Here is a 23,292-nt window from a genome sequence, read left to right as displayed (position 1 = left end):
GACGGAGAGTCCCATGACCGACCTATCCTACGACAAGACCGTCACGGCGCTCCTGGTGGTCGATCCCTACAACGACTTCATTTCGGAAGGCGGCAAGATCTGGCCGCGGATCAAGGCCATCGCCGAATCGAACAATTGCGTTCCACACATGCAACAGGTCCTGCATGCCGCGCGCGACGCGAAGCTTCGCGTCGTCTACGCCATGCACCATCGCTACCGCGAAGGCGATTATGCATCCTGGAAGTACGTTGCGCCGATCCAACGGAGAGCGTGGAGGAACAGGAGCTTCGAATTCGGCACCTGGGGCGGCGAATTCCGCGCCGAGTTCGTGCCCGCACCCGGCGAGATCGTCGCCAGCGAGCATTGGTGCTCCAGTGGCTTCGCCAATACCGATCTGGATCTCCAGCTGAAGCGGCACGGCATCCAGCGGCTCATCGTCATCGGATTGGTCGCGCACACCTGCATCGAAGCGACTGTCCGCTTTGCTGCCGAACTTGGCTACGACGTCACGGTCGTCAAGGATGCGGTTGCCGACTACTCCGAAGAGATGATGCACGCAGCGCTCGACATCAACATGCCCAACTACGCCAGTGCGATCGTGACAACGGACGAGGTCGTCGCAGCGCTGTCGTCAAACCGGGCGATCACCGCTGCCGAGTGACCTGATCCGACGAAAGACCGGGACGGTCGAACCGGATCGGGCGGCATCCGCGCGGAAATGCCCGCGCGCCGACGCCGGGCAAAAGCCCGAATGCGACCGAACGTCCTCGCAACATCACATGGAGACAGCAATGAGCCGACAGATCACGATCGAGAAGTCGCTGCCAGGATTCTGGACCGCCACATTCAACAATCCGCCCATCAACCTGATCGATCCGGACACGATCGGCGAACTGCAGGCGCTGGTTGCAGCGCTCGAAACCGACGCGCATGTGAAGGTCGTGGTATTCCGGAGTGCCGACCCTGATTTCTTCCTCGCGCATTGGGACGTGCTTGCCGACAAGACCAAGGTCGCAGCGATGCCGCCCGGTCCGACCGGAATGCACCCGTGGATCGACGTGCTCGTGCGGCTGTCGCGGGCGCCGGTCGCCTCCATTGCCGAGATCCGTGGCCGCGCACGCGGCGCGGGGAGCGAATTCGTCCTCGCCTGCGATATGCGCTTCGCCAGTCGCGAGCGCGCGATCCTGGGGCAGTTCGAGGTCGGGCTCGGCTCGGTGCCCGGTGGAAATCCGATGGCGCGGCTGGCCGGCTTGATGGGACGCGGACGCGGGCTGGAGGTGATCTTGGGCGCCGACGATTTTTCAGCCGACCTCGCCGAGCGCTACGGCTACGTCAATAGAGCCCTGCCGGACAGCGAGATCGAGGCATTCGTCGATGCGTTCGCACGCCGTCTCGCCTCGTTCGAAAAGCACGCGCTGGTCGGCGCCAAGGCCCTGATGAACGACGTCACACTCCCTGCGGACGGCGTCTTTCCGGCGGCGCTGTCGGCCTTCTTCAGCTCGGCATCTCACCCAGCCACCCGCGCGCGTGCGGCGGCTCTGGTCGAGCGCGGCCTGCAGCTCCGTTCCGACATTGAGTTGCGGCTGGGCCAAGCGGTGGCCGACCTCGGATGATGTCCGCAGCGACGATGCGCGCGGCGCATTCCTACCAGAAGCCGCGCTGCATCGGCTGCGCCGGCTGATAGTACTGATATTGGCTGCGGCGGCGCGGATTGGCCGGCTGCACATAGGGATCGCGCTGCTGGAAGAAGAAGCCGAAGCCGTTACCGCCGTTGTCCCAGCCGTCATCGCTCGCGATCATGGCAGGCGCGGTCGGCTTGCGCGTGATGAAACCGCCCTGCGGCTCGTTGCTCAGCACCGCGACGAACTCGGTGCGGTAATTGGTCTCGCTGCTCAGGGGCTCATCCGAGACGACGATCGACGAGCGCGGCAACGCGGTCGGTCCGATGCGATCCCACACATCCTGCGGGATGGTGATGCGGTCGAGCGCATTCCTCGCCTCGTCGCCGTTCTCGATCGTGACCACGTTCCAGCGCAGGCCGGTATCGGTCTTCGCCATCGCCGTGAAGATATGCGTACCGAGCGGCTGGTCGGGATTGCGGATCGTGACGGGAACCTCGATGCTAGTGTCGAACACCTCGCCGCCGCCGTCGGGCGCCGGCTTGTGCGTGTTCCGCCGCACGTAGAGCTTCTGCGTAGCGCGGCTGATGTAGACCGAGACCGGCTCGCCTGCGAGCTTCGCGTCGGTCGCCGCCTTGACGGCGTCGGCTTTCCGGGTCGCGGCCGCCTTCGCGGCTTCCTTCGTGGCGGCCACCGCATCGCGCTTCGGCTGCGCGGCGGCCCTGGCGGCGTCGAGCTGCGTCGTCGCGTCGGCCGCCTTGGCCGCCGCCTTTTGCTTCAGCTCTTCGGCCTTGACGCGGGCCTGATCGGTTTTGGCGTTCGCAAGCGTCTTGTCGGCGAAGGCGAGCTCGGCATCTGCGCGGGCCTTCTGCTGTTCCAGCTTGCGCAGCGCGGCGGGAAGCGAGGCAGCTTCCTTCGCGGCAGCGGAAGCAGCCTTCTTGGCCGCATCGGCGGCCCTCGTGGCCTCCTCGGCCTCGGCGGAGAGCTTGTCGGCCAGGCCGGGCGCTGCCGCGATGGCGTCCGACTTCGGCACAAACAGCGAGGGGTGGGAGAAGTCGGCCGGGACTGCGTCGTGCGGCGAGATGATCACGCGCATCCCGATATTCGTCTTGTCGAACAGATTCTCGGCAAAGCCGAACGGCATGCGCACGCAGCCGTGCGAGGCGGCATAGCCGGGCAATGGTCCGCCATGCAGCGCGATACCGTTCCAGGTGATGCGCAGCATGTTCGGCATCCAGGCATCGTCATACATGGTCGAGCGGTGGTCCTTGTCCTTCTCGACGATGGCGAACACGCCGGCCGGCGTCTCGCGGCCCGTGGTGCCGGTCGACACCGGCGCGCGCATGATCCAGCCGTCGGCGTCGTAGAAAGTGACCTGCTGGCTCTTGATCGACACGATCGCCATGATCGGCTCGCCGGCCACACGCGGCGCCACGGCCTCGGCCGCCTGGCGCGGCTGCTTGGCGGCGGTTGCCGGGGTCGCGGTTAACGCGACCATTGCCGCCAAGGCCACAATTGCGGAGGGCCCCCAACGCCGCATCGCCAAGGTGGATTTCGCCGTCGTCAGTCGGTTTTTCATGCCATCCTCGGTCGAAATGCCAGTCCGCCTGTGTCGATCACGCGTCAGATTGGAATCATTGGATTAAGAAATCGCAGCTGCTTTACGTTCCGTCTGTGGCGAGATTCGGCACGTTCCCGCGATAAATCTCTCATATACGACGGTCTGCGCTGGCGAAAGGCGGCCTGCGGCCGAGGCTGGTCCGAAGCTGGCGTCGATCGCTGCGGCAGAATGTCCGAGTTAGCTGCCCGGTGGATGCGTCGTGACGGCGACGCCCACCGGCGCGCAACTAAAGTGGGAATGGCTTTAGGCTGAATCGATGGCCACGGGCTCGGCTCCGGCGCGGGTGAGGGCTTTCTCCTCCAGGGGATTGTCCCATCGCGGAAACACCCTCTCCCCAGCCCTCTCCCGCAAGCGGGAGAGGGAGTGCAGCTCCGTTGTAGCGATCAAACCGATCTCATCACGCTCTAAACGCCCAGCGCCTTGCGGTTGAACGTGCGAAGAAATCGCAGCGACAAGGTTCGCACATTCGCAACATTCAGCAACCAGGCCGCAGCCGCGTAAGCGAGGCCGCCGGCGAGACTGACGATGGCGAGCGGCACGAGGCCGGTGCCGCCCGCCTGCGATCGCGCGATCAAGATCGCGGCTGCCATCACGGCTGCGGAGACGGCAACACCGGCGAGGCGGTTGAACTCGAACGGGACCGGGTGGGCCCGATGCATCAGGACGACGGCAGCGAGGAAGCCGATCGCCTCGGTCGCCAGGGTTGCCAGCGCCGCGCCGTGGAGGCCATAGCCGGGGATCAGCGCGAACATCAGGATCACGCTGACCACGAGCGTGAGGAAGGATTGCGCCGACAGCATGAAGGGCCGCTCGGCGAGCTGAAAGCTGATCTGCACGTAGAACTGATTGGCGATACCGAAGGAGCGGGCGAGCACCAGGGTCGGCAGCAGCACCGAGACGCCGGCCCGGAAGTCGACGCCGACGAGCGTGCCGGCCACCTGGTCCGCGGCGAGCGCGAGCCAGACCGCCACGGGCGCAACGACGACCAGCAGGAGCTCGAGGCTTTCGGTCAGCCGCTCGCGTGTCGTCTCGCCGTTGTTCTCGGACAATGACCGGAACACCAGCGGCACGGTCGCCGCGGCAACGCTGGATGCGATCATGACCATGAACTGGCGCGGCAGATCGGCGGCAACGCCGAAGATGCCGGCAGCGTCCTTGCCGAGCAAATAGGCGACAATGAGCCGGTCGGAGGCCGAATAGACGGCGACGGACAATCCAGCCAGCGTCAGCGGCAGGCCGTAGCGCGCCAGCTGCATGAACTGGCTGCGCTGGAAGCGCGCGATCCTGGTGCGGTCGCCGACGAGGTTCAGGATGATGCCCGTGAGCGACCCCAGACCAAACGCGGCGAGCAGCCCCAATCCGCCCCAGCCGAGCCAGATGCCGAGCAGACCGAAGCCGACGCTGGAGACGCTGCGCACGATCGAGATCGCCGCGAACCGATAGGGGCGCAATTTGGCGCGCTCGAACTCCTGGCCGACGTCGACCGCGTTGGCCATGATCGCGACGAACATGCTGGCGAGCAGCAGCTCGACACTGACGTCGCTGCGGAACAGGACTACCAGCGGAGTGGTGGCACAGAGCACCGCGGCCGTGAGAGCGAAGGCGACCATCGCCGTGCCGCGGAAATCGACCTCCGCCGACATCGCCTGATAGCGGGACACCGACAGCTTGATCCAGGCGAAGAAGATCGCGCCCAGAATGCCCGCAAGGCTGATGCCGACGACATAGACGCCGTATTCCGCCGGGCTCAGGAGCCGCGTATAGGCGGTGACAGCGAAAAAGCCCACCGCCGCGGGCAGGATGTAGGCGACCAGATAGATCGAGAAATGGCGGTTCAGCATGCGGGCACGGGACCGTTGGCGGCCATCAGGATTAACGAGACGTTAAGGCAGTTGGACTTTGGTGTGACAATCGGATTGCGCCGCTGGCATCGGCGAAGATAGCTGCATAAGCCTGCAAATCGGACCGCGAATGGAGCAAGCGCGCGGTTATCGCGCGTTAGCGTTAAATTTGCCCTGTCCTTGAAGCGGCCGGTGCGATCACGGAAAAGAAGCAATGATGGCGAAACGTCGCTCGACTCCTCCGATGCGTTGATGTGACCGACATGGACGTTGCCGAACCAACCCGGCTGAAACCGGCCTCGCTGCCGCGTCGCGGCACCAACGTGCCTTCTGTTCCTTCGGATTTCGGCGCAGGAGGCCGCGACAGGATGGTCCTCAACCTCTTTTTCGAAGAACGGGACGACCGCTGGTTTCCCGGCGACCGCCATCTCCGGCCGCTGCTGCGACGTTTGCTGCTGGGCAAGTCCTTCATCAGCGGCCAGCGGCGCGTCCTGCTCAATCTGTGCGCAGGCCTCGATCGGCTCGGAATCCGCTACCGCGTCAACGACTATCGCCACATCCGGAAGCACCCCGAGGAACTGGCCTGCATCATCGGCCGGCCGTTCGTGCTCGACTGGTTCAAGTGGAAGAACCCGCTCCTGCTCGGCGTCGCCATGTATGACCACCCGATCGATGCGCCGGAGAGCCTGAAGGACCTCGATGTGAGGCGCGTGCTGGTGCCGTGCGCCTGGTATGCCGACATGTTCCGCCCGCACTGGCCCCACGTCGGCGCCTGGCCGGTCGGCATCGAGACCGATCTCTGGACACCCGCGCCGGCGGATCAGAAGAGCGTCGACGTGTTGCTCTACGACAAGGTCCGCTGGGATCAGGGGCGGTACGAGCGAGAGCTGATCGAGCCGATCCGCAGGCATCTCGAGGCAAGCGGACGTACCGTCGAAGTGATCCGCTACGGGCACTACAAGGAAGACGATTACAAGGCCGCGCTGGCGCGTTGCCGCAGCATGGTCTTCCTCTGCGAGCACGAAAGCCAGGGCATCGCCTGCCAGCAGGCGCTGTCGAGCGGCGTTCCCGTCTTTGCCTGGGATCGCGGCGGGCCGTGGCAGGATCCGAAATATTTCCCGGACAAGGTGAGGTTCGAGGGCGACGTGTCCTCGGTGCCCTATTTCGACGGGCGCTGTGGCATGACCTTCACCGATGCCAGCCGATTCACCGCCAGCTGGGACGACTTCTGGTCGCGCGTCGGCGCGGGGGACTTCGCGCCGCGCGACTATGTGCTGGACCACCTGACGCTCGAGAAGGGCGCGCTTCACTATTACGAGATCGCGGAAGCGGCGATGCAGCGTCACGCGTGACCAGGATCGACAGACGCCAATTCCTGCTCGGCAGCGCCGCGGCCCTCGCGGCGGGCTCATCTGCGTCCGCAGTGCCGGCATCGAAACGCGCCCAGCGCCGGCCCGGCTATGGCGCTGCGGCGACGCTCTGGGACCTGGAAGCCGATCCCAGGCTCGGCGAGGCCATCAGCACCTATTGCACCCAGGTGGTGCCGGTGCTCGAGCTGAAATGGCCGATGTTGCGGCCGGACGCGCATACGTTCGCCTTCGAACGCGCCGACGCGATCCTTGATTTCGCGCAGGCGAACGACCTGACGATGCGCGGCCACGCGCTCGCCTGGTATCACGACATTCCGGACTGGACCAAGCAGATCAAGGATTCCAGGGGCGTCGAGCGCGCGTATCGCGACCACATCGGCACCGTCGTCTCCTACTACAAGGACAAGCTGACGTCGTGGGATGTCGTGAACGAGCCGATTCCGGACAGTCCCCGCAGTCCGAAGGACCGCCGTGACACGTTCTGGACGCAGCATCTGGGTCAAGGCTGGATTCCGCTGGCGTTCCGCACGGCGGCTGCGGCGGATCCCTTGGTCAAGCTCGCGATCAACGAATACGACATCGAGTCGGCAAAGGACTCGTTCATCGCCAAGCGGGCAGCCTATCGCAACCTCATCATGGAGCTGCTCGACCAGGGCATTCCGCTCCACGCCGTGGGCCTGCAGTCGCATCTGCACGCCGAGCTCGAGATCGACACGCACGGGCTCGCCGCGTTCGTGGCCGAGCTGCGGTCCTGGGGACTCGAGGTGCTGGTCACCGAGCTCGACGTCGACGACCAGAAGCTGAGCGGCAATCCGGCCGAACGCGACGCCATCGTCGCCAAGCGCGTCGACGATCTCCTCACCGCGATCTCGAGCAGCGGCCCGGTGCGCTCGATCCTGACCTGGGGCATCTCGGACCGCTACAGCTGGATCAACGGCACCTTCGCCCGCAAGGACAAGCAGCCGAACCGTCCGCTGCCGCTCGACGGCGAGTTCAAGCCGAAGCCGTTCATGGACGTCATCAGCAGGTTTACGAAGGACGCCTGAGGCGCCGGTCCTCAGCGTGTCTTCGGCGTTTCGAACGCGGGCGCATCTCCGATGTGATCGGGAGCAAGGCTCGGACTGCGACGGTCGCGCGAGGAGAGGCGGAACACGTCACGAATGTCGTCGACCGAGGTCGACGAATAGGACTGGATGCAGAGCGCGACCTGCTCCGGCGAGGCCGTGCGCATCATGGCCTCGATCGCCGGGCGGTCGAGCGGCGTGTCGTCCCAGTGCGAGACCGCGATACTATCTTCGGTGACCCGATGGGCCGCCAGATGCTCCGGCGAATTGGCGACGAAATTGCCATACAGCAGGTATTCGGAGAACTTCTTCTTCCGGCACAGTGCCAGCGCCCAGCTGAGGCCCGTCGCCGACTTGATGGCGTCGGTCATCGCACGCGCGGTGCTCCTGTCCCAGACCAGCGCATTGCCGACATAGTCGTCCGCCGGGAACGAGCGTTCCTTGATACCCAGAAGCTGATCGATGGTGCGGAGCCACACGCCATGCACCGGATGGTCCGCGCCGATCGCCCTGCGGGTGACGAAGAGCGGCGTCTTCTCGCCGCCGGCATATAGGCCGACGTCGAATTCGCGGAAGAACAGATTGTCCGAATCCAGGATGCAGACGCGCTGCTCGGGCGCATTGAGGACCCCGGCGATCTTCAGCATCTGCTGGATGTGCCAGCCATGCACGGGTGACGACAGCAGCGAGAGCCAGACACGCCGGCTGCTGAGGAACTGGAGGGCCGGCGGCACCGCGAACAGCCACTTCGGCAGGTAGCGCGAGGCCGGAACGATGACCCGCTTGTCGGAGGCGAACCGCGCGAACAGCGGAACGTCCTCATCGTTAACGAGAACATAATGCCGCGTATATCCCGAGAGCCAGGTGTCGATGCTCTCGCTGAGCAGCGAAAAGCGCTCGATATCCTTGGCGTAGCTGGCAGTCAGCAGGGCAACGGAATGCATGGCGCGCACTCGAATGGCAGTCAGTCCGCACTCATAGCGGCAATGGGAGGCGATGGAAACTTGCGATCGCAATCAAGGTAAAGCGACACGGAGCATCAGCCATCCGCCGGCAGCCCCTGCGCGAGGCTGCGAAAGCGCAGCGGTGCCAGGGCTGATGCTCGCTGCCACCAGTCGGCGACGCGGTCGTCGAGGGCGGTCGTGCCGCGGCCTTGGCCGGGAAAGATCCGGATCTGCTGGATTGCCTCAGCTTCAAAGCCCCTGCCCTTGCGCGTGATCCTGAGCGCCGCGCCTTCGCGATCCCGCTGGGTCAGCGGCACCAGGAGGCGGCCGCGCGGACGGAGCGACTGGAGCCAGAGCGGGTGCGGCTGCGGGAAGCCGGCATGCACGATGATCACGTCGGCGGGCTCGCCGACGTCCTTGCATCCGTCGCCGTTGACGACCGTGACGTTGCGATATCCGTGCAAGTGGTTCGCCGCCCGGGCCGCGAGCCGCTCGTCGCACTCGATCGCATGTACGCTGCCCTTTGGACCGACCATCTTCGACAACACCGCGGAGAAATAGCCAAGTCCGCAGCCGATCTGCACGACGCGGTCCCTCTCCCTGACGTCGAGAATGTCGATGAGATGCGCCCACAGGCTCGGCAAGCCGGTGTCGAGCTTGCGGCGAGCGTCGATCGCGACCAACACATTGTCGTAGAGATGAACGGGATCCGCGTCGGGCGTCAGCCGGTAGCTGCGCGCCGCCTCGCTCTTGATGCGCCAGGGCCCCTTCGACAGAAAATCCTCGCGCGGAACGGTGGCGAGCGCCTCGAGCAGGCGCGGCGAGGAAATCCGCTCGCGCCTGGCAATCCGCTCCACGTAGCGCGCACGCGCGGCGGCAAGATCGCGCATGTCACAGATCGGCCTGTTCGCGCGCGGGCGTGTCGGTCCCGAGCTCGGTCACGAGCTGCATCGCCTGCTTCAGGTCCGGCGTGTTAAAACCTTCGCTGAACTTGCCCACGACCGGCGCGAGCAGGAGACTTGCGTGCTCGCGCCTGCCGGCTTCGAGCGACAGGCGCGCGAGGCTGACGGCGGTGCGAAGCTCCCAGGACAGCGCACCCTGCTTGCGCGCTGTCGCCAGCGACTGGGCGAACAGCTCCTCGGCCTCCTGCACCGAGGCGGGATCGCCATCCGACAGGATGATCTCGCCTTGAAGGCGATAGACCTCGGCGAGGTAGGAATGATCACCGGTCCGCCGCGCGATTGCGAGCGCGCCGTCCAGCGCGCGCAAGGCGGCATCCCGCATCCCGACCTTGGCGTAGGCTTCCGCGAGCAGGCAGCGGAACCAGCAGCCGGCGAGCCAGGAATCCATCGCCTCGTACTCGTCGAGACCGAAGCGCATCTGGCTGAGGCCTTCGTCGGTCTCGCCGAGCTGCGTCAGCGCCCAGCCGCGCAGGATCGTCGCCTGCTGCTTCCAGTGCAGGAAATTGTGCTCGCTGGCGATGATCATGGCGCGGTTGGCGTGGTCGCGCGTACCCTCGACGTCACGCAGATGCTGGCAGAGATAGGCGCCGAACACGAGCGCAAAGGCGAGCGTGAAGGGATGGCGGATCTTCTCGGCATTGGCGATCGCCTGCTCGCTGTGCTGGCGCGCCGCGTCGGGCCGGCCGAGGAACCAGAGGAGATAGCCGAGATAGGACAGCGAGACGACGCCGGGATCGGTGCCGTGCCGCTCCATCAGGTCGGAGTGCAAATCGGGGCTGTAGAGATTGATGCAGCGGTGCAGATGATGCTGCGAGGCGGCAAAGCGGCCGCGATAGAGCATGGTCATCGCGATCGAACGGTGCGCCTCGATCAGATACCCGGTCTGCTGCGCCGGCTGCGAACGCTCGCTCAGCCGCTGCCGCTTGGCGAATCTCAACAACTCGACGCTGAGATCGTGCGCGCGGGTGAGATCGGCGCGGATGAAATGGCACACCCAGAGTCCGCGAGTGGCCGCGAAGACCTTTTCGTCGTCATCGAGCTGATGGCCGAGCTCCAGCGCGCGGATGTAGTTTTCCTCGACTTCCTGCACCGCATAGCCCTTGGCGGCAATCAGCGAATTGCCCAATGCGATGCGCAGCTCGAGCTCCATCACGTCGGCCCCCGGTATGCCCGCGCTGGCGTGCACGACGCTGAGGCCGCGGCGCAGATGGCCGATCGCCTCCAGATTGGCGCCGCTCCTCGCCGCCTGCTTGCCGGCCTTCAGCCAAAAGCTGGCGGCGCCCTCGCTCTGGCCGGATTCGGTCAGGTGATGGGCGAGCAGCTCCGGCTCGCGCTCGGACTTCTCCGGATACAATTCGGAAAGCACCTGCACGATCCGGGAATGCAGCTTGCGCCGCTCGCTGTGCAACAGGCTCGCATGCGCGGCGTTCTGGATCATCACGTGCTTGAAGGAGTAGAGCGCGTCCGGTGGATGGCCGCGGCGCATGATCAGCCCCGCATCCTCCAGATGATTGAGTGCCGCCACGATCTGCTCGGCCGGCGTGTTGGCGACGGCGTGCAGCGTCTCGTAGGAGAACTCGCGACCTATCGTGGCGCCGATCTGCGCGATCCGCTTGAACGGTCCCATCCGGTCGAGCCGCGCCATCAGCGAGTCGGTCAGGGTTGCCGGGATTGCAAGCTGCCGCCACGGCCCGGACAGCACATAGCGCCCGTGCCGCTCGGTCAGCAGGTCGGATTCGAGAACCGTCTTGGTCAGCTCTTCCAAAAACAGCGGCACGCCGTCGGTCTTGACGATGATCTCCTCGACGACCTCCTTGGGCAGCTCGCGTCCCGCCACGCGCTCGACCAGCGTCGTGCGCAATTGCCGGCTCAGGCGGTTCAGGACCACGGTGGTGATGTGTGAATGCGCGTTCCAGCTCGGCTGGAATTCGGAGCGCGCGGTGATGATGACCAGGATCGGCCGGTTCTGCACCCGGTCGACCAGAAGGTCGATCACTTCGCGGGACGTCGGGTCGATCCAGTGCAGGTCCTCGAACGCGATCACCAGCGGCATCTCGCGCGCAAGGCCGAGGAAGTGGTCGACTAGCGCCACGACGGTCGCATCCTTCTGCTGCCGCGGCGACAGTTCGAGCGGCGGATAGCGGTTCCCGGTCGGTATCGACAGCAGCGCGGCAAACAGCGGCGTGACCTGCTCGATGTCGCCATGAGCGGCGGCGATCGCGGTCTCAAGGCTCGCGAGCGACAGCGCGGACGACTCCTCGCGATCGAGGCCGAGGGAGAATTTGAGCTGGTCGACGAACGGATGGAACGCCGTGGAGGTGTAGTAGGGCGAGCATTGGAGCGAGACTTGTCCATGGCGGTCGCCCGATATCCGCTCGAAGATCTCCTGGATGATGCGCGACTTGCCGATGCCGGGCTCGCCGAACTTGACCACGACCTGGCCGTCGCCGTCCTTGGCCTGCTGCCAGCGCCCCATCAACAGCGCGATCTCCTCCTCGCGGTTGACGAGCGGCGTCAACCGCGAGCCCCTGGCGGCGGCGAAGCGGGTCTCCACCCGCGAGGCGCGCACCACGTGCCAGGCCTGTGCCTTCTCGGGGATCCCCTTCAGGACATGGACGCCGAGATTGCGGTAGTCGAACTTCCCCTTCAGCAGCGACTGCGTCGCAGCCGAGATCACCACGCCATTGGGCGGCGCCAGGGCCTGCAGGCGCGCAGCGAGATTGACGGTTTCGCCGACCGCGGAGTCGCGTTCTTCGGTGCCCTGCCCGACGAGGTCGCCTACCACGACGAGGCCGGTCGCGATCCCGATACGGACTGCGGGTGAATGGCCGAGCGCACCGCGCTGCTCGACCGCGTGCGCCGTCGACAGCACCCGCACGATCTCGAGCCCGGCGCGCACCGCGCGCTCGGCATCGTCCTCATGTGCGGTCGGATAGCCGAAATAGACCAGGATACCGTCGCCGACGAAACGGGCGGCAAAGCCCTCATAATGCTTGACCACGCGAACGCAGGTTTCGCGGAAGCCCGCAATCATGTCGCGGACGTCTTCGGGATCGAACTGCGCGGACAGCGAGGTGGAATCCACCATGTCGCAGAACATCGTGGTGAGCTGGCGCCGTTCGGCTCCGACCTCCGCCCGTGCTTGCGGACGCACCGCCTCGATTGGCGCCTCCGCCGTTTCCGCTTGAAACAGCGCCGCCATCGCCCGCTGGATCCGCTTGCGATCGCCGAGCGGCAATCCGAGTTCGACCAGATCGGATTCGGTCAGGTCCCCGATCACGTCGAGATCGAGACGGTGCTGCGCGAAGAGATCGGTGTAGTGACCGAGGCCGATACCGTCGAGCCAGCGCTTCAGCTCGCCTTCCGTCCCCGTGCCCGGCTCATTCTCCAGCATGGTGATTCTGCCCGACCATCACTCCGTCGAAGGGCTCCGATGCCCCTCAACCACAGATTTTGGGGCTCAAACTTCACCTCGGACTGGACGCGTTCCCCAACTTCTTGGAAGAATAGCCCAATCGGATCAAAAGGGAATGGCGTTGTCGGACATTGCATCCGGAGCAGACGAAGGATCAGCCGGTGCGACGGCCGAAACGAAGATATTCGCGCATATCAGCGGCCTTCTCGAGTTCTACGCGCGCAGGACACCGGCGGCGCCCGCACTCCTCGCGCCTGGCCGGCCGGTTCTCACCTACCGCACCTTGGGCGACCGGACGCAGGATCTGATCGGCACGCTGCGCGGGCTCGGCATCGCGCCTGCGGACCGCATTGCAGTTGCACTGCCGCGTGGCGCCGACAGCGCGTTGGCATTGATCGCGGTCGCGTCGGCCGCCGTATGCATCCCCGTCAGTCCGGATCTGACGGCGGACGAGCTGCAACGTTATTTCAGCGAATTGAAGCTGGCGGCGCTCGTGACCCGGGCCGACATGAACTCGGCGAGCCGCGACGTCGCCAGGACGCTCGATATCGCGGTGATCGATTTCGTGCCGGGGCCGGAAGACGATCTCGGCGGTTGCGCGTTCATCGGCCCCTCGGTCGGGCCGGCGAGCACCAGTGGTCCCTCGCGCGGCGACGACGATGCGTTCATCCTGTTGACGTCAGGCACGGCGGCGCGGCCGAAGATGGTGCCGCTGACGCATCGCAATGTCTGCCTGTCCGCTTACAATGCCGGCCATGTGCTGTCGCTCACGTCGCGCGATCGCCTGCTCAACGTCCTGCCGCTGTTTCATGCCCATGGCTTGATCTCCGGCCTTCTCACGGCGCTGGCCGCTGGCTCCAGCGTGATCTGCACCGACGGCTTCGATTCTTCGTCCTTCTTCGGCTGGATGCGGGAGCTGCAACCGACCTGGTACACGGCGGTGCCGACCATTCATCGCGCATTGCTGACGGCGGCGGAAGCGAACCCGGACCGTGCCCGGTCGTCGTCGCTGCGCGTGATCCGCTCGGCCTCGGCCTCGCTCGCGCCTGCGATTCTTCGAGGGCTGGAGGCGACGTTCGGCGTTCCCGTGCTGGAGACCTACGGGATGACGGAAGCGGCCTCGCAGATCGCGGCCAATCCGTTCGAGCTGCGCAAGGTCGGATCGGTCGGCCGCGCCGCCGGCCCCGAGATCGCGATCATGGACGAGACGGGCCGCACGCTTGCAAACGGCGCACGCGGCGAGATCATGCTGCGCGGGCCCAACATGAGCCGCGGCTATTATAATGACGAGGCGGCGACGCAGGCTGCGTTCCGCAATGGCTGGTTCCGGACCGGCGACCTCGGCTATCTCGATGCCGACGGCTATCTCTTCATCGTCGGCCGCATCAAGGACGTCATCAACCGCGGTGGGCAGAAGATCTCGCCGCTGGAGGTGGAAGAAATCCTGCTCGGCCACCCGGCGGTGCTGGAGGCCGGCGTGTTTGCCGTGCCGCACCCGAAGCTTGGCGAGAACGTCGCCGCCGTCGTGGTGCTGCGGCCGAATTCCGAGGCCACTTCCGACCAGCTGCGCCAGTTCGCACGAAAGCGGCTCGCAGCCTACAAGGTCCCGAGCCTGATCCGCAGCGTCGCGGCACTGCCGAAGGGCGCCAGCGGCAAGGTCAAACGCGGTGCGCTGGCCGGACTGATTGCAGCAGTAGACGGCCGTGACGAGACCCGGCTGCCGCACAATGCGATGGAGGCCCAGCTCGCCGAAATCTGGGCCGGTCTGCTGGAGCTGCCGCAGCTCGGCGCCGACCAGGACGTCTTCGCGCTCGGCGCAGACTCGCTCGCGGTGACGCAGATGCGCTCGCGCCTGCGCGAACGTTTCAATGTCGAGTTCTCGTTCGAGGACATCTTCGATTGCACCACGGTCGTAGCACTTGCGGCGCGGATCGAAACCGCCGCGAGCCGGCGCGAGGCGGCGCTGCCGGCCTGGCGCCCCGCTACGGGCGTAGACGCACCGCTGTCGTTCCAGCAGCAGCGGATGTACGTCCTCTCGCGGCTCGACCCGACCCGTTACAATTACAATGTCGTCGAAGTTGCGCTGCTCGACGGCCCGGTCGACGTCGCCGCGCTTTCTGCGAGCCTCACTGCGATCTGCACACGCCATGAGGCGCTGCGCACAATCTTCATCGAACGTCGGGGCGAACCGGTGCAGCTTGTGCTGTCATCACTGCCGCAACTCGCGCGCATCAGGCTCAAGCCCTGCCCTGCCGGCAAGCGGCTGGCGGTTGTCCGGCGCGAGGCGCTCAAGCTCGCGCAACATCCGTTCGACCTGGCTCACGAGCCGCCGCTGAAGGTCACGTTGCTGTCGTTCGACGGAAACAGCCATGCGCTGTTGGTCAACGTCCATCATCTCGTCACCGACGGCTGGTCGCAGCGGCTGTTCTGGGAGGAGCTTGCCGTCCACTACGCCGCGGCACGCAAGACGCAACCGGCCGCGCTGCCTCCGCCTGCGTTCCAATATCGCGACTTCGCGCTCTGGCAGCAGAGCTGGGCGCAGACGCCGGCGGCGAAGGAGCAGCTCGATTATTGGAGGGCCAAGCTCAACGGCGTCACCACGCTGCCGCTGCGAACGGACCGGCCCAGGCCGGAGGTCTGGAGCGGTCACGGCGCGCGCCACTATCTCGAATTTTCCAGAACGCTGTCGGGCGATCTGCGCGCACTGAGCCAGAGCCAGGGCGTCACACCGTTCATGACGCTGCTGGCGGCCTTCCAGTGCCTGTTGTTCCGCCACACCTCGCATGAGGATGTCGCGACGGGATCGCTGATCGCCAACCGCAACCAGATCGAGAGCGAGCGCCTGATCGGGCTGTTCGCCAACACCCTCATCCTGCGCAACGATTTCAGCGGCGATCCGAGCTTCGGCGAGATGTTGCGGCGGGTGCGACAGGTCACGTTGGACGCCTATCGCAACCAGGACCTCCCGATCGAGGAGGTGTTGCGCACGCTCCAGATCGCGCGCCGCAGCGACGGCAATCCGCTGTTTCGGATCATGTTCATCCTGCAGAACGCCTCGATCGAGACGGCACGCTTTCCCGGCCTGTCGGCACGGCGGCTGGAAATCGATCCGAAGGTGGCGCGCTTCGACATTACGCTCGAACTGGTCGAGGCCGATGGCCGCTTCAGCGGGTTCTTCGAATACGCCACCGATCTGTTCGACGCCGCGACGATCGCAGGCATGGCCGCCCAGCTCAGGACTCTGCTCAAGGCCGTCATCGCCAATCCGGAACAGCGCATCTCGCGCCTGCCGCTGCTGACCGAGGCCGAACGCCGGCTGTTGCTGGCGAAGGGCCGGGGCGTGCCGGCCAATTTCACGACGCGCGGCAATTTGAGCGAACGCTTCGCACGCCAGACGAGGAAGACGCCGAACGCTGTTGCGGTGTCGGACGGCCGCACCTCCCTGAGCTATCGTGAGCTGGCGCACCGCAGCCTGGCGGCCGCGCGCTGGCTGACCCGTGAGGGTATCGGCGCCGAGAGCGTCGTCGCCTTGCTCGCGGAGCGCGGGCCCGACCTGCTCGCTGCGATGATCGCGGTGCAGCGCGTCGGCGCGGCTTTCCTCAATCTCGATCCCGACCAGCCGACCGCCCAGCTCACGACCATCCTCGGATCGAGCTGTGCCCGCGTGCTGCTGACCGGACGGGCTCAGTCCGCCATGGTCGAGACACTGCTCGAGCCGCTGGTCGAACGCATCCAGGTGGCCGCGCTCGAAGACGCGATTGCCTCGGGGGTGACCAAGCCCGCTCGCGCCGCAGCGCGGGCCGCCTCCAGCCTCGCCTATCTCGTCTATACGTCCGGCTCCTCCGGCGCGCCGAAGGGCGTCATGATCGAGCAGCGCGGCCTGTCGAACCACCTCGCTTCGCTCATCTCCGAGCTCGACCTCTCCGCCGGTGACGTGATCGCGCAGACCGCGCCGCAGAGCTTCGTCATCTCGGTCTGGCAATTCCTCGCCGGGCCGATGGTCGGCGCGCGCGTGCATGTCTGCGGCAACGCGATCGCGCGGGACCCGATCCTGCTGGCGCGGGAGATCGAGCGTGAGGGCATCACGGTGCTCGAGATCGTGCCTTCGCTGCTGCGCGTCATTCTCGATCGCCTGGAGGAAGTGCCGGTGCTGCGCGCCTTCTCCAGGTTGCGTCTCCTGATCTCGACCGGAGAGCCGTTGCCCGTCGAGCTCTGCCGCGCGTGGTTCGCCCGCTGTCCGAAAGTGCCGGTGATCAATGCCTATGGCGCGTCGGAGTGCTCCGACGACGTCTCCCTGCATCGCCTGAGCAAGGCCCCGGCGGTCGCGACCGGCAACGTTCCGGTCGGCGCGCCGCTGCCGAACACCCAGCTCTACGTGCTCGACGCAAACCTCCAGCCGCAGCCGATCGGCGTGACCGGCGAACTCTGCGTCGGCGGTGCCGGCGTCGGCCGCGGCTATGTCAACGATCCCGCGCAAAGCCGGCAGCGCTTCCTCCCCGATCCGTTCTCGCGCCAGCAAGGCAGCCGACTCTACCGGACTGGCGATCTCGCCCGGCGCCGCGCCGACGGGACGATCGAATGCCTCGGCCGTGCCGACCACCAGGTCAAGATCCGCGGCCATCGTATCGAGCTCAAGGAGATCGAGAACGCGCTTGCCGATCATCCAGGCGTGCGCGCCGGCATCGTCGAGCCGCGCCGCGAGGCGAGCGGCGATATCAGGCTGATCGCCCACATCGTCGCCAAGCCCGGCCGCCGGAGCAGCGCCAGCGAGCTGCGCGAATTCCTGAAAGCCAGGCTGTCAGCCCACGCCATCCCGTCCGCCTTCCTGTTCCTGGACCAGGTGCCGCTCAACGCCCACGGCAAGATCGACCGCTCCGCGCTGCTGGCCTCCGCCCCGCCGGAAACGTCCGGGCCGGACGCGGCCGTGCCGGCGCGGCGCTTCACCGAAAAGGTGCTCTCCGACATCTGGGTCGACCTGCTGAAGCTGGAGAGCATCGGTGTGACCGACAATTTCTTTGATCTCGGCGGCCATTCGCTGCTGGCCGGCCAGGCGATGGCGCGCGTTGCGCGCGCGCTTGGCGTGTCGCTGCCGATCAAGACCATCTTCGAGGCACCGACGATCGAGGAGCTCGCTCGGCGGGTCGACGAGGCCGTGGCGGCGAAGCCGCACAAGCCTGTCGCAGGCGTGCCGCGATTGGCCGCGAGCGGGCCTCCTGCGCTTTCCATCGCGCAGGACCAGATGCTGCGGATCGAGCGGAATCTGCCGGAGCTGCCGTTGTTCAACCTGCCCTTCGCGTTCCGTCTAGAGGGCCCGCTCGATCCGGTCGCCCTGGCAAAGGCGATCGACGACGTCGTGCGCCGGCACGAATCGCTGCGGACCGCGTTCACCTGGAACGGCGAGGAGCCCGAAAGCCGCATCGTCGCGCCTCGCGCCCTTGGCCCCGTCATGACCGTCGAGACGATCGGCGACGGTCAGCCCCACAACAACAAGCGGCGCAGGGCGCTCGAACTCAGGAAGATCAATCTCCTGATCGAGCAGGAGACCTATACCCCGATCGACACCACGCGCGCGCCGCTGCTGCGCGCCCGGTTATTGCGGCTCCACGACGACGACCACGTGCTCTTGCTGACGCTGCATCACGCCGTTGTCGACGGCTGGTCGATCGGCGTGCTGTTCGAGGAATTGTCGAGCCGGTATGCGGCGCTGGCCGGATATCCGTCGGCGCCGCTGCCGAAGCCGCCAGCGGCTTATTCGGCTGTCGCACGCTGGCAGCGCTGGTGGTGCGATACCGACGCCGCCCGCCGCCAGGCGTCAGACTGGACGGAGAATTTGCGCGGAGCGGGTCCCGTCTTCGACGGCGAAGCACGCCCGGGCGCATCCACCGGGCACCATCCGGTCAGCCTCGAGCGTGAACTGGTCGGCCGGCTCACGGCGTTCGCCGGCCGGCACAATTGCACGCTGTTCATGTGCCTGCTCACCGGCCTGAAGGGCATGCTGCTGGCGCGGACGGGCCGCACCGACATCGCGGTCGCGACCGCCATGGCCAATCGAGCCCAGCCGGACACCGACCGCATCATCGGCCCGTTCGAGAACACGGTGATCGTCCGTACGACGATCACGCCGGAGCTGTCGTTCGCGCAGGCCCTGGTGCGGGTGCGCCAGAGCGTGCTCGACGCGCATGCGCGGCAGGAGCTGCCGTTCAGTATCCTGGCCGACCATCTGGAGCAGGAGGGGATCGATCCGGCCTCGCTGCTGCAGGTCTATTTCACGCTGCAGAATCCGCTGCGCCAGCCGCTCGATCTTCCCGATCTCGCGACAGGATCGATCGGCAACATCGCCCGCGAAGGCCAGCCGGTGCTGCCGATCGACCAGACCCGGCTGTCGCTGATGCTCAAGGAACGGCCGACCGGCATCACCGGCTCATGCAACTACAAGCGCGAGTTGCTCGCGGGCCGAATAGTCGGCGAGTGGATGGACGATCTCGTCGCGCTGCTGACGGCGGCCGTCGCGCAGCCCAACACACCGCTCGGCCGGTTACTCGCACGCAGGGCAGCCTGAGCGGATTGCGTCGCGGACGAGTGCGGATTCACGTGCGAAGGCTGTGAATGATCAAGTTGCGTCTTGATTATTTGGCGTCGCCGCGCAAGATTATTCTCGCGCTTCGATTTGGACGATTGTTTTCAACCGGGGGAATATTATGGGTTTCGTCAAATTTACCAAGGGCACCTCGTTGAGCGACAAGGACCGCAAGGCCCTCCAGAAGCTGCTGACCAACGAGAAGAAGAAGCTGCAATCCGCGCTGAAGGACGTCGACGCCAGCCTTTCGATGCTGGGCGGGTCGAAGAAGACCAAGAAGAAAAAGAAGTAAGATTCGCCGGCCGGGACGCCGCAGCAATCTCCAGACTTCAACGTTCGAGCTTCAGTTCTCGGACTTTGGATTTCAGTCTTTGACTTTCGGCCTTTAATTTTCGGCCTTTGGTTTTCGGTCGTCGGCCGCTCGCTGGTCGAGTTGGGGTCTCGCACAAGCTTGCGCCTGTAAACCGGCCTGCAAATCGACAAGAATTCGCCTGGGTGGACCGTTAGGAACGGTCCTCTTGGTGATTCTTGCGCAGTTGAATCTTCCGTCAGGACCGGGGATTTGGCCCCGCCTGACGTCATGGGCCCAAGTGATGGCGGACGACAGAATTGAACTCTTTGTCGGGCTGATCGAGGCCATTGACAGGCCGGGCGCGGTCGAGGCGTGCCGGCGTCTGCTCTCGGTCGACGAACGAGCCCGGGCCGATCGCTTCATGTTCGAGCGGCACCGGCGGCAATACATCTTCGCACACGCCATGTTGCGCCTCGCACTATCGCAGGTCGCGCGCAACGTCGCACCCTCCGACTGGTCCTTTGCCGCGGGCCGCTATGGGCGGCCGTTTGTCGCAGCGCCGGTCAGCTCGACCCCGCTGCATTTCAGCCTGTCGCATGCCGATGGATGCGTTGCCTGCGTGGTGTCGCGGCATGAGGCCGTCGGCATCGACGTCGAAACCGTGTCACGGCGCGTCGCCCCGCTGTCCACCGCGCTCCGCTTCTTTGCGCCGGAGGAAGTGGAGACGCTGCGTGGGCTGCCTGAGCCCGCGGCCATCGAGCGCTTCTTCGACTATTGGACGCTCAAGGAGGCCTATCTGAAGGCCAGAGGCTTCGGACTCAATTTGCCGCTCGACGCGTTCGCGATGCAGGTGTCGAGCGAGGCCATCGAGATCAGCTTCAAGCCCGACATCGCCGACGATCCGGACGGCTGGCGCTTCTCGCTGTGCTCGCCATCGCCCTCGCATCGCCTCGCGATCGCCGACGGCTCCCGTGCGGACGGCGGCCTTCCCATCAGCCGCCACGCCTGGCCGCTCCAGCAAGCGGCTGAATGATGCCGCCGCGGCTGCGCGTCTTTCCGGCGATTTCACGCAACCGCGATCCCAAGGCCTATGTCGGCGAGCTGATGCGGGTGGCCGGGTTCGCCGACCGCAACGGCTTCGAAGGCATCCTGCTGTTCGAAGGCAATGACGTGTTCGTCGAGCCCTGGGCGATGGCCCAGCACATCATGGCAGAGACGACGCGGAGTTCGCCGCTGATCGCCGTCAATCCGCTCTACATGCACCCGTTCACGGCCGCGAAATTCGTTTCGTCCTTCGCGCAGCTCTACGGCCGCAAGGTCTATCTCAACATGATCACGGGGACGGCGATCAGCGACTTGCAGGGACTGGGCGACGACCAGTCGCATGCCGATCGTTACGTTCGGCTCGGCGAATACGTCGCACTGATGCGCCAGTTGCTGGCAAGCCCGCGACCCGTCAATTTCGCGGGCCGGTTCTACCGCGCCAGCAATCTGCAGCTTCGTCCGCGCCTGCCCGCGGAGCTGATGCCGGAGTTCCTGATCGCCGGCCAATCCGAGGCGGCCCAGCGCGTCGCGGAGGAGACCGGCTGCATCAAGATGCAGATGCTGCCGCCCGACCTCGATCGCGGGCTCGACGCAGCAGGCATGAACTTTGGAATCTTCGCGCGCGCGGACCGCAACGAAGCCCGGCAGGCCGCAACGGCGCGCTTCCGCGACAATCAAGATGATCGCGAGCTGCTCGCGCTCACGGTGGAGAACAGCGACTCCGTGTGGAAGCGGCGGCTCCATGAGGGGCAAAGCGGCGAGCTTCAGGACAACGGCTACTGGCTGCTGCCGTTCCTGACCTTCCAGGCCGACTGCCCGTATCTCGTCGGCAGCTACGACGAGATCGGCGCGAAGCTGAAGCAGTTTTCGGCGAAAGGCCTGACGACGATCATGCTCGACATGGTCGCCGACGAATCCGAGATGCAGCACGTCTGCAAAGCGCTCGCGGCGAGCGGGATGTTCTAGGTTCTTCTCCCTCCTCCGCACGCGGCAGGGGTTATCGCATATGAGGGAACGCGGCGGGAAACTCGCCTGCGGCCATCCTTCGAGACGCCCGCCTCCGGCGGGCCCTCAGGATGAGGGCGCGTTTTGCGGCGAGATATCAGACCCTCATGGTGAGGAGCCCGCCAAAGCGGGCGTCTCGAACCATGCAGGCCCGGCTCATCCGGCAACCCCCCACTGTCATATGCGATAGCCCTGCTCGCTTGCAGGGAGAGGCGAAAGAGACCTCATCGCGCTTCTTCGAATCCTGCCAGCACTGAGGTCAGGTTCGCGCCGAGGATATCCGAGAGATAACCGCCCTCCTGCACGAACACGGTCGGCAGCCCCATTTTCGCGATGGCCTGGCCGATGCGGCGGAAGCCGGGCGTGGTGACGGCCAATCCCTTCAGTGGATCGTGCTCGGAGGCATCGAGACCAAGCGCGATGACGAGGGCGCCCGGCGCAAACGCCTCGATCGCCTTTCGCGCGAGGTCCAGCGCCTGGATGTAGCCGTCATCGCCGGTGCCGATGGCGAGGGGAATGTTGAGATTGGTGCCGAGACCGGGGCCTTCGCCACGCTCATGCGCATAGCCCCACACGTAAGGATAGTACGCGACGGGGTCGGCATGGATCGAGATCGTGTAGACGTCGGGCCGAGCATAAAAAATGCCTTGCGTGCCGTTGCCGTGATGAACGTCGACGTCGAGGATCACGACGCGCTCGTGCTTGAGCCGCAGATGCGCGGCGGCGATCGCGCTGTTGTTGAGAAAGCAGAAGCCGCCGGCCATATCGCGATAGGCGTGATGGCCGGGAGGACGGCACAGCGCGTAGGTCGCGTCCTCGCCGTCCATCACCATCTGCGCCGCGGTAACTGCGACATCGGTTGCGGCGCAGGCGGCCGCCCACGTGCCCGGCCCGATCGGCGCCGCGGTGTCGGCGGTGTGCCAGCCGAGCTTGCCAACGATGTGGGTGGGATAGGTCGCGGCATGGCGCACCGGATGGATGTTGCCGATCATCTCCGGGCCGGAATCGCCGAGCGCGGTCCAGGCGTCCCAGGCTTCGCTCAGGAACGACAGATATTCCGGACTGTGAATGCGCGCGCGCGGCCCCTGCCCGAACCTGGTCGGTTCGACCAGTTGATGCTTTCCTTCCTTCAATCCCTTGAGCAGGCGGTCGGCGCGCTCGGGCTGCTCGGTGGTGCGCTTGACGACACCGCGAACCAGGAAGAATTGCGGATCGTGGCTGCGGTGCAGTTCGGTATGGACGGCTTTCACTCAAACACTCCGTGGTCGCATGCTCTTGAGGGGGTGCCACAGATTCTTGATCCCTGCGGCGGCCGGATGCAAGCAAGAAGAATGCCGCCCTCTTGCGGGAGGCTTGATCGCTGCAACGAGCGAGGTGCGCTCCCTCTCCCGCTTGCGGGAGAGGGTTGGGGAGAGGGTGTTTCCGCAATGGGACAATCCCTAAGAGAAGAGAGCCCTCACCCGCGCCGGAGCCTGTCATCGGGCGCGCCTTCGGCGCGACCCGGTGGGCGCGACCTCTCCCGCAAGCGGGAGAGCTGA

14 protein-coding genes are annotated in these 23,292 nt (G+C 65.8%); 8 read left to right on the top strand and 6 right to left on the bottom strand.

Going from position 1 to position 23,292, the window contains the following annotated elements; translation table 11 throughout:
• Positions 1 to 13 precede the first annotated feature (13 nt).
• Positions 14 to 661, top strand: coding sequence for an isochorismatase family cysteine hydrolase (locus XH96_RS07890; RefSeq protein ID WP_194391965.1), 648 nt, complete (start codon positions 14 to 16; stop codon positions 659 to 661).
• A gap of 130 nt (positions 662 to 791) precedes the next feature.
• A complete protein-coding gene (locus XH96_RS07885; RefSeq protein ID WP_246789996.1) occupies positions 792 to 1,613 on the top strand; it encodes an enoyl-CoA hydratase/isomerase family protein in 822 nt (273 codons plus the stop codon).
• 31 nt (positions 1,614 to 1,644) lie between these two features.
• Here the strand turns inward: XH96_RS07885 and XH96_RS07880 are convergent, their stop codons facing one another.
• The gene (locus XH96_RS07880) at positions 1,645 to 3,198 is read right to left on the bottom strand and encodes a L,D-transpeptidase (RefSeq protein ID WP_194391962.1); all 1,554 of its coding nucleotides are present in this window, start codon (positions 3,196 to 3,198) and stop codon (positions 1,645 to 1,647) included.
• A 446-nt stretch (positions 3,199 to 3,644) separates the two neighbouring features.
• On the bottom strand, positions 3,645 to 5,081 hold the full coding sequence (locus XH96_RS07875) for a lipopolysaccharide biosynthesis protein (protein ID WP_194391960.1): 1,437 nt from the start codon (positions 5,079 to 5,081) through the stop codon (positions 3,645 to 3,647).
• A 263-nt stretch (positions 5,082 to 5,344) separates the two neighbouring features.
• On the opposite strand from XH96_RS07875, the gene XH96_RS07870 reads away from it, so the two are divergent.
• On the top strand, positions 5,345 to 6,433 hold the full coding sequence (locus XH96_RS07870; protein ID WP_194391958.1) for a glycosyltransferase: 1,089 nt from the start codon (positions 5,345 to 5,347) through the stop codon (positions 6,431 to 6,433).
• Positions 6,430 to 7,497, top strand: coding sequence for an endo-1,4-beta-xylanase (locus XH96_RS07865; RefSeq protein WP_194391957.1), 1,068 nt, complete (start codon positions 6,430 to 6,432; stop codon positions 7,495 to 7,497). The genes XH96_RS07870 and XH96_RS07865 overlap by 4 nt, the downstream gene beginning before the upstream one ends.
• Positions 7,498 to 7,508: 11 nt before the next feature.
• Here the strand turns inward: XH96_RS07865 and XH96_RS07860 are convergent, their stop codons facing one another.
• The 3 genes from XH96_RS07860 to XH96_RS07850 all read right to left on the bottom strand — a co-directional run bounded on the left by XH96_RS07860 (position 7,509) and on the right by XH96_RS07850 (position 12,815).
• Positions 7,509 to 8,459 (bottom strand): DUF6492 family protein, encoded by a 951-nt coding sequence (locus tag XH96_RS07860; protein ID WP_194391955.1) that lies wholly within the window; start codon positions 8,457 to 8,459, stop codon positions 7,509 to 7,511.
• A gap of 95 nt (positions 8,460 to 8,554) precedes the next feature.
• Positions 8,555 to 9,349: a protein-L-isoaspartate O-methyltransferase gene (locus tag XH96_RS07855; protein ID WP_194391953.1), complete on the bottom strand. Its 795-nt coding sequence runs from the start codon at positions 9,347 to 9,349 to the stop codon at positions 8,555 to 8,557.
• A gap of 1 nt (position 9,350) precedes the next feature.
• A complete protein-coding gene (locus XH96_RS07850; RefSeq protein ID WP_194391951.1) occupies positions 9,351 to 12,815 on the bottom strand; it encodes an AAA family ATPase in 3,465 nt (1,154 codons plus the stop codon).
• Between the two features lie 136 nt (positions 12,816 to 12,951).
• Here XH96_RS07850 and XH96_RS07845 point away from each other — a divergent pair, with 136 nt between their 5' ends.
• From XH96_RS07845 to XH96_RS07830, 4 genes are all read left to right on the top strand, one after another.
• Entirely contained in the window at positions 12,952 to 19,395 is a 6,444-nt protein-coding gene (locus XH96_RS07845) for a non-ribosomal peptide synthetase (protein ID WP_194391949.1), read from the top strand.
• Between the two features lie 139 nt (positions 19,396 to 19,534).
• On the top strand, positions 19,535 to 19,705 hold the full coding sequence (locus XH96_RS07840) for a hypothetical protein (protein ID WP_165936361.1): 171 nt from the start codon (positions 19,535 to 19,537) through the stop codon (positions 19,703 to 19,705).
• A gap of 301 nt (positions 19,706 to 20,006) precedes the next feature.
• Positions 20,007 to 20,738 (top strand): 4'-phosphopantetheinyl transferase superfamily protein, encoded by a 732-nt coding sequence (locus tag XH96_RS07835; RefSeq protein WP_194391948.1) that lies wholly within the window; start codon positions 20,007 to 20,009, stop codon positions 20,736 to 20,738.
• Positions 20,735 to 21,715 carry an LLM class flavin-dependent oxidoreductase gene (locus XH96_RS07830; RefSeq protein ID WP_194391946.1) on the top strand — a complete coding sequence of 327 codons (981 nt, stop codon included), beginning with the start codon at positions 20,735 to 20,737 and terminating at the stop codon, positions 21,713 to 21,715. The genes XH96_RS07835 and XH96_RS07830 overlap by 4 nt, the downstream gene beginning before the upstream one ends.
• Positions 21,716 to 21,978: 263 nt before the next feature.
• On the opposite strand, the gene XH96_RS07825 is transcribed toward XH96_RS07830, so the two are convergent.
• Positions 21,979 to 23,004, bottom strand: a complete 1,026-nt coding sequence (locus XH96_RS07825) for a histone deacetylase family protein (RefSeq protein WP_194391944.1) — start codon at positions 23,002 to 23,004, stop codon at positions 21,979 to 21,981.
• Between the last annotated feature and the right edge of the window lie 288 nt (positions 23,005 to 23,292).

Source organism: Bradyrhizobium sp. CCBAU 51765, from assembly GCF_015291725.1.
GTDB classification, from domain to species: domain Bacteria; phylum Pseudomonadota; class Alphaproteobacteria; order Rhizobiales; family Xanthobacteraceae; genus Bradyrhizobium; species Bradyrhizobium liaoningense.
Note: the sequence above shows the minus strand (reverse complement) of the source record. Positions and strands in the feature narration are given on the sequence as shown.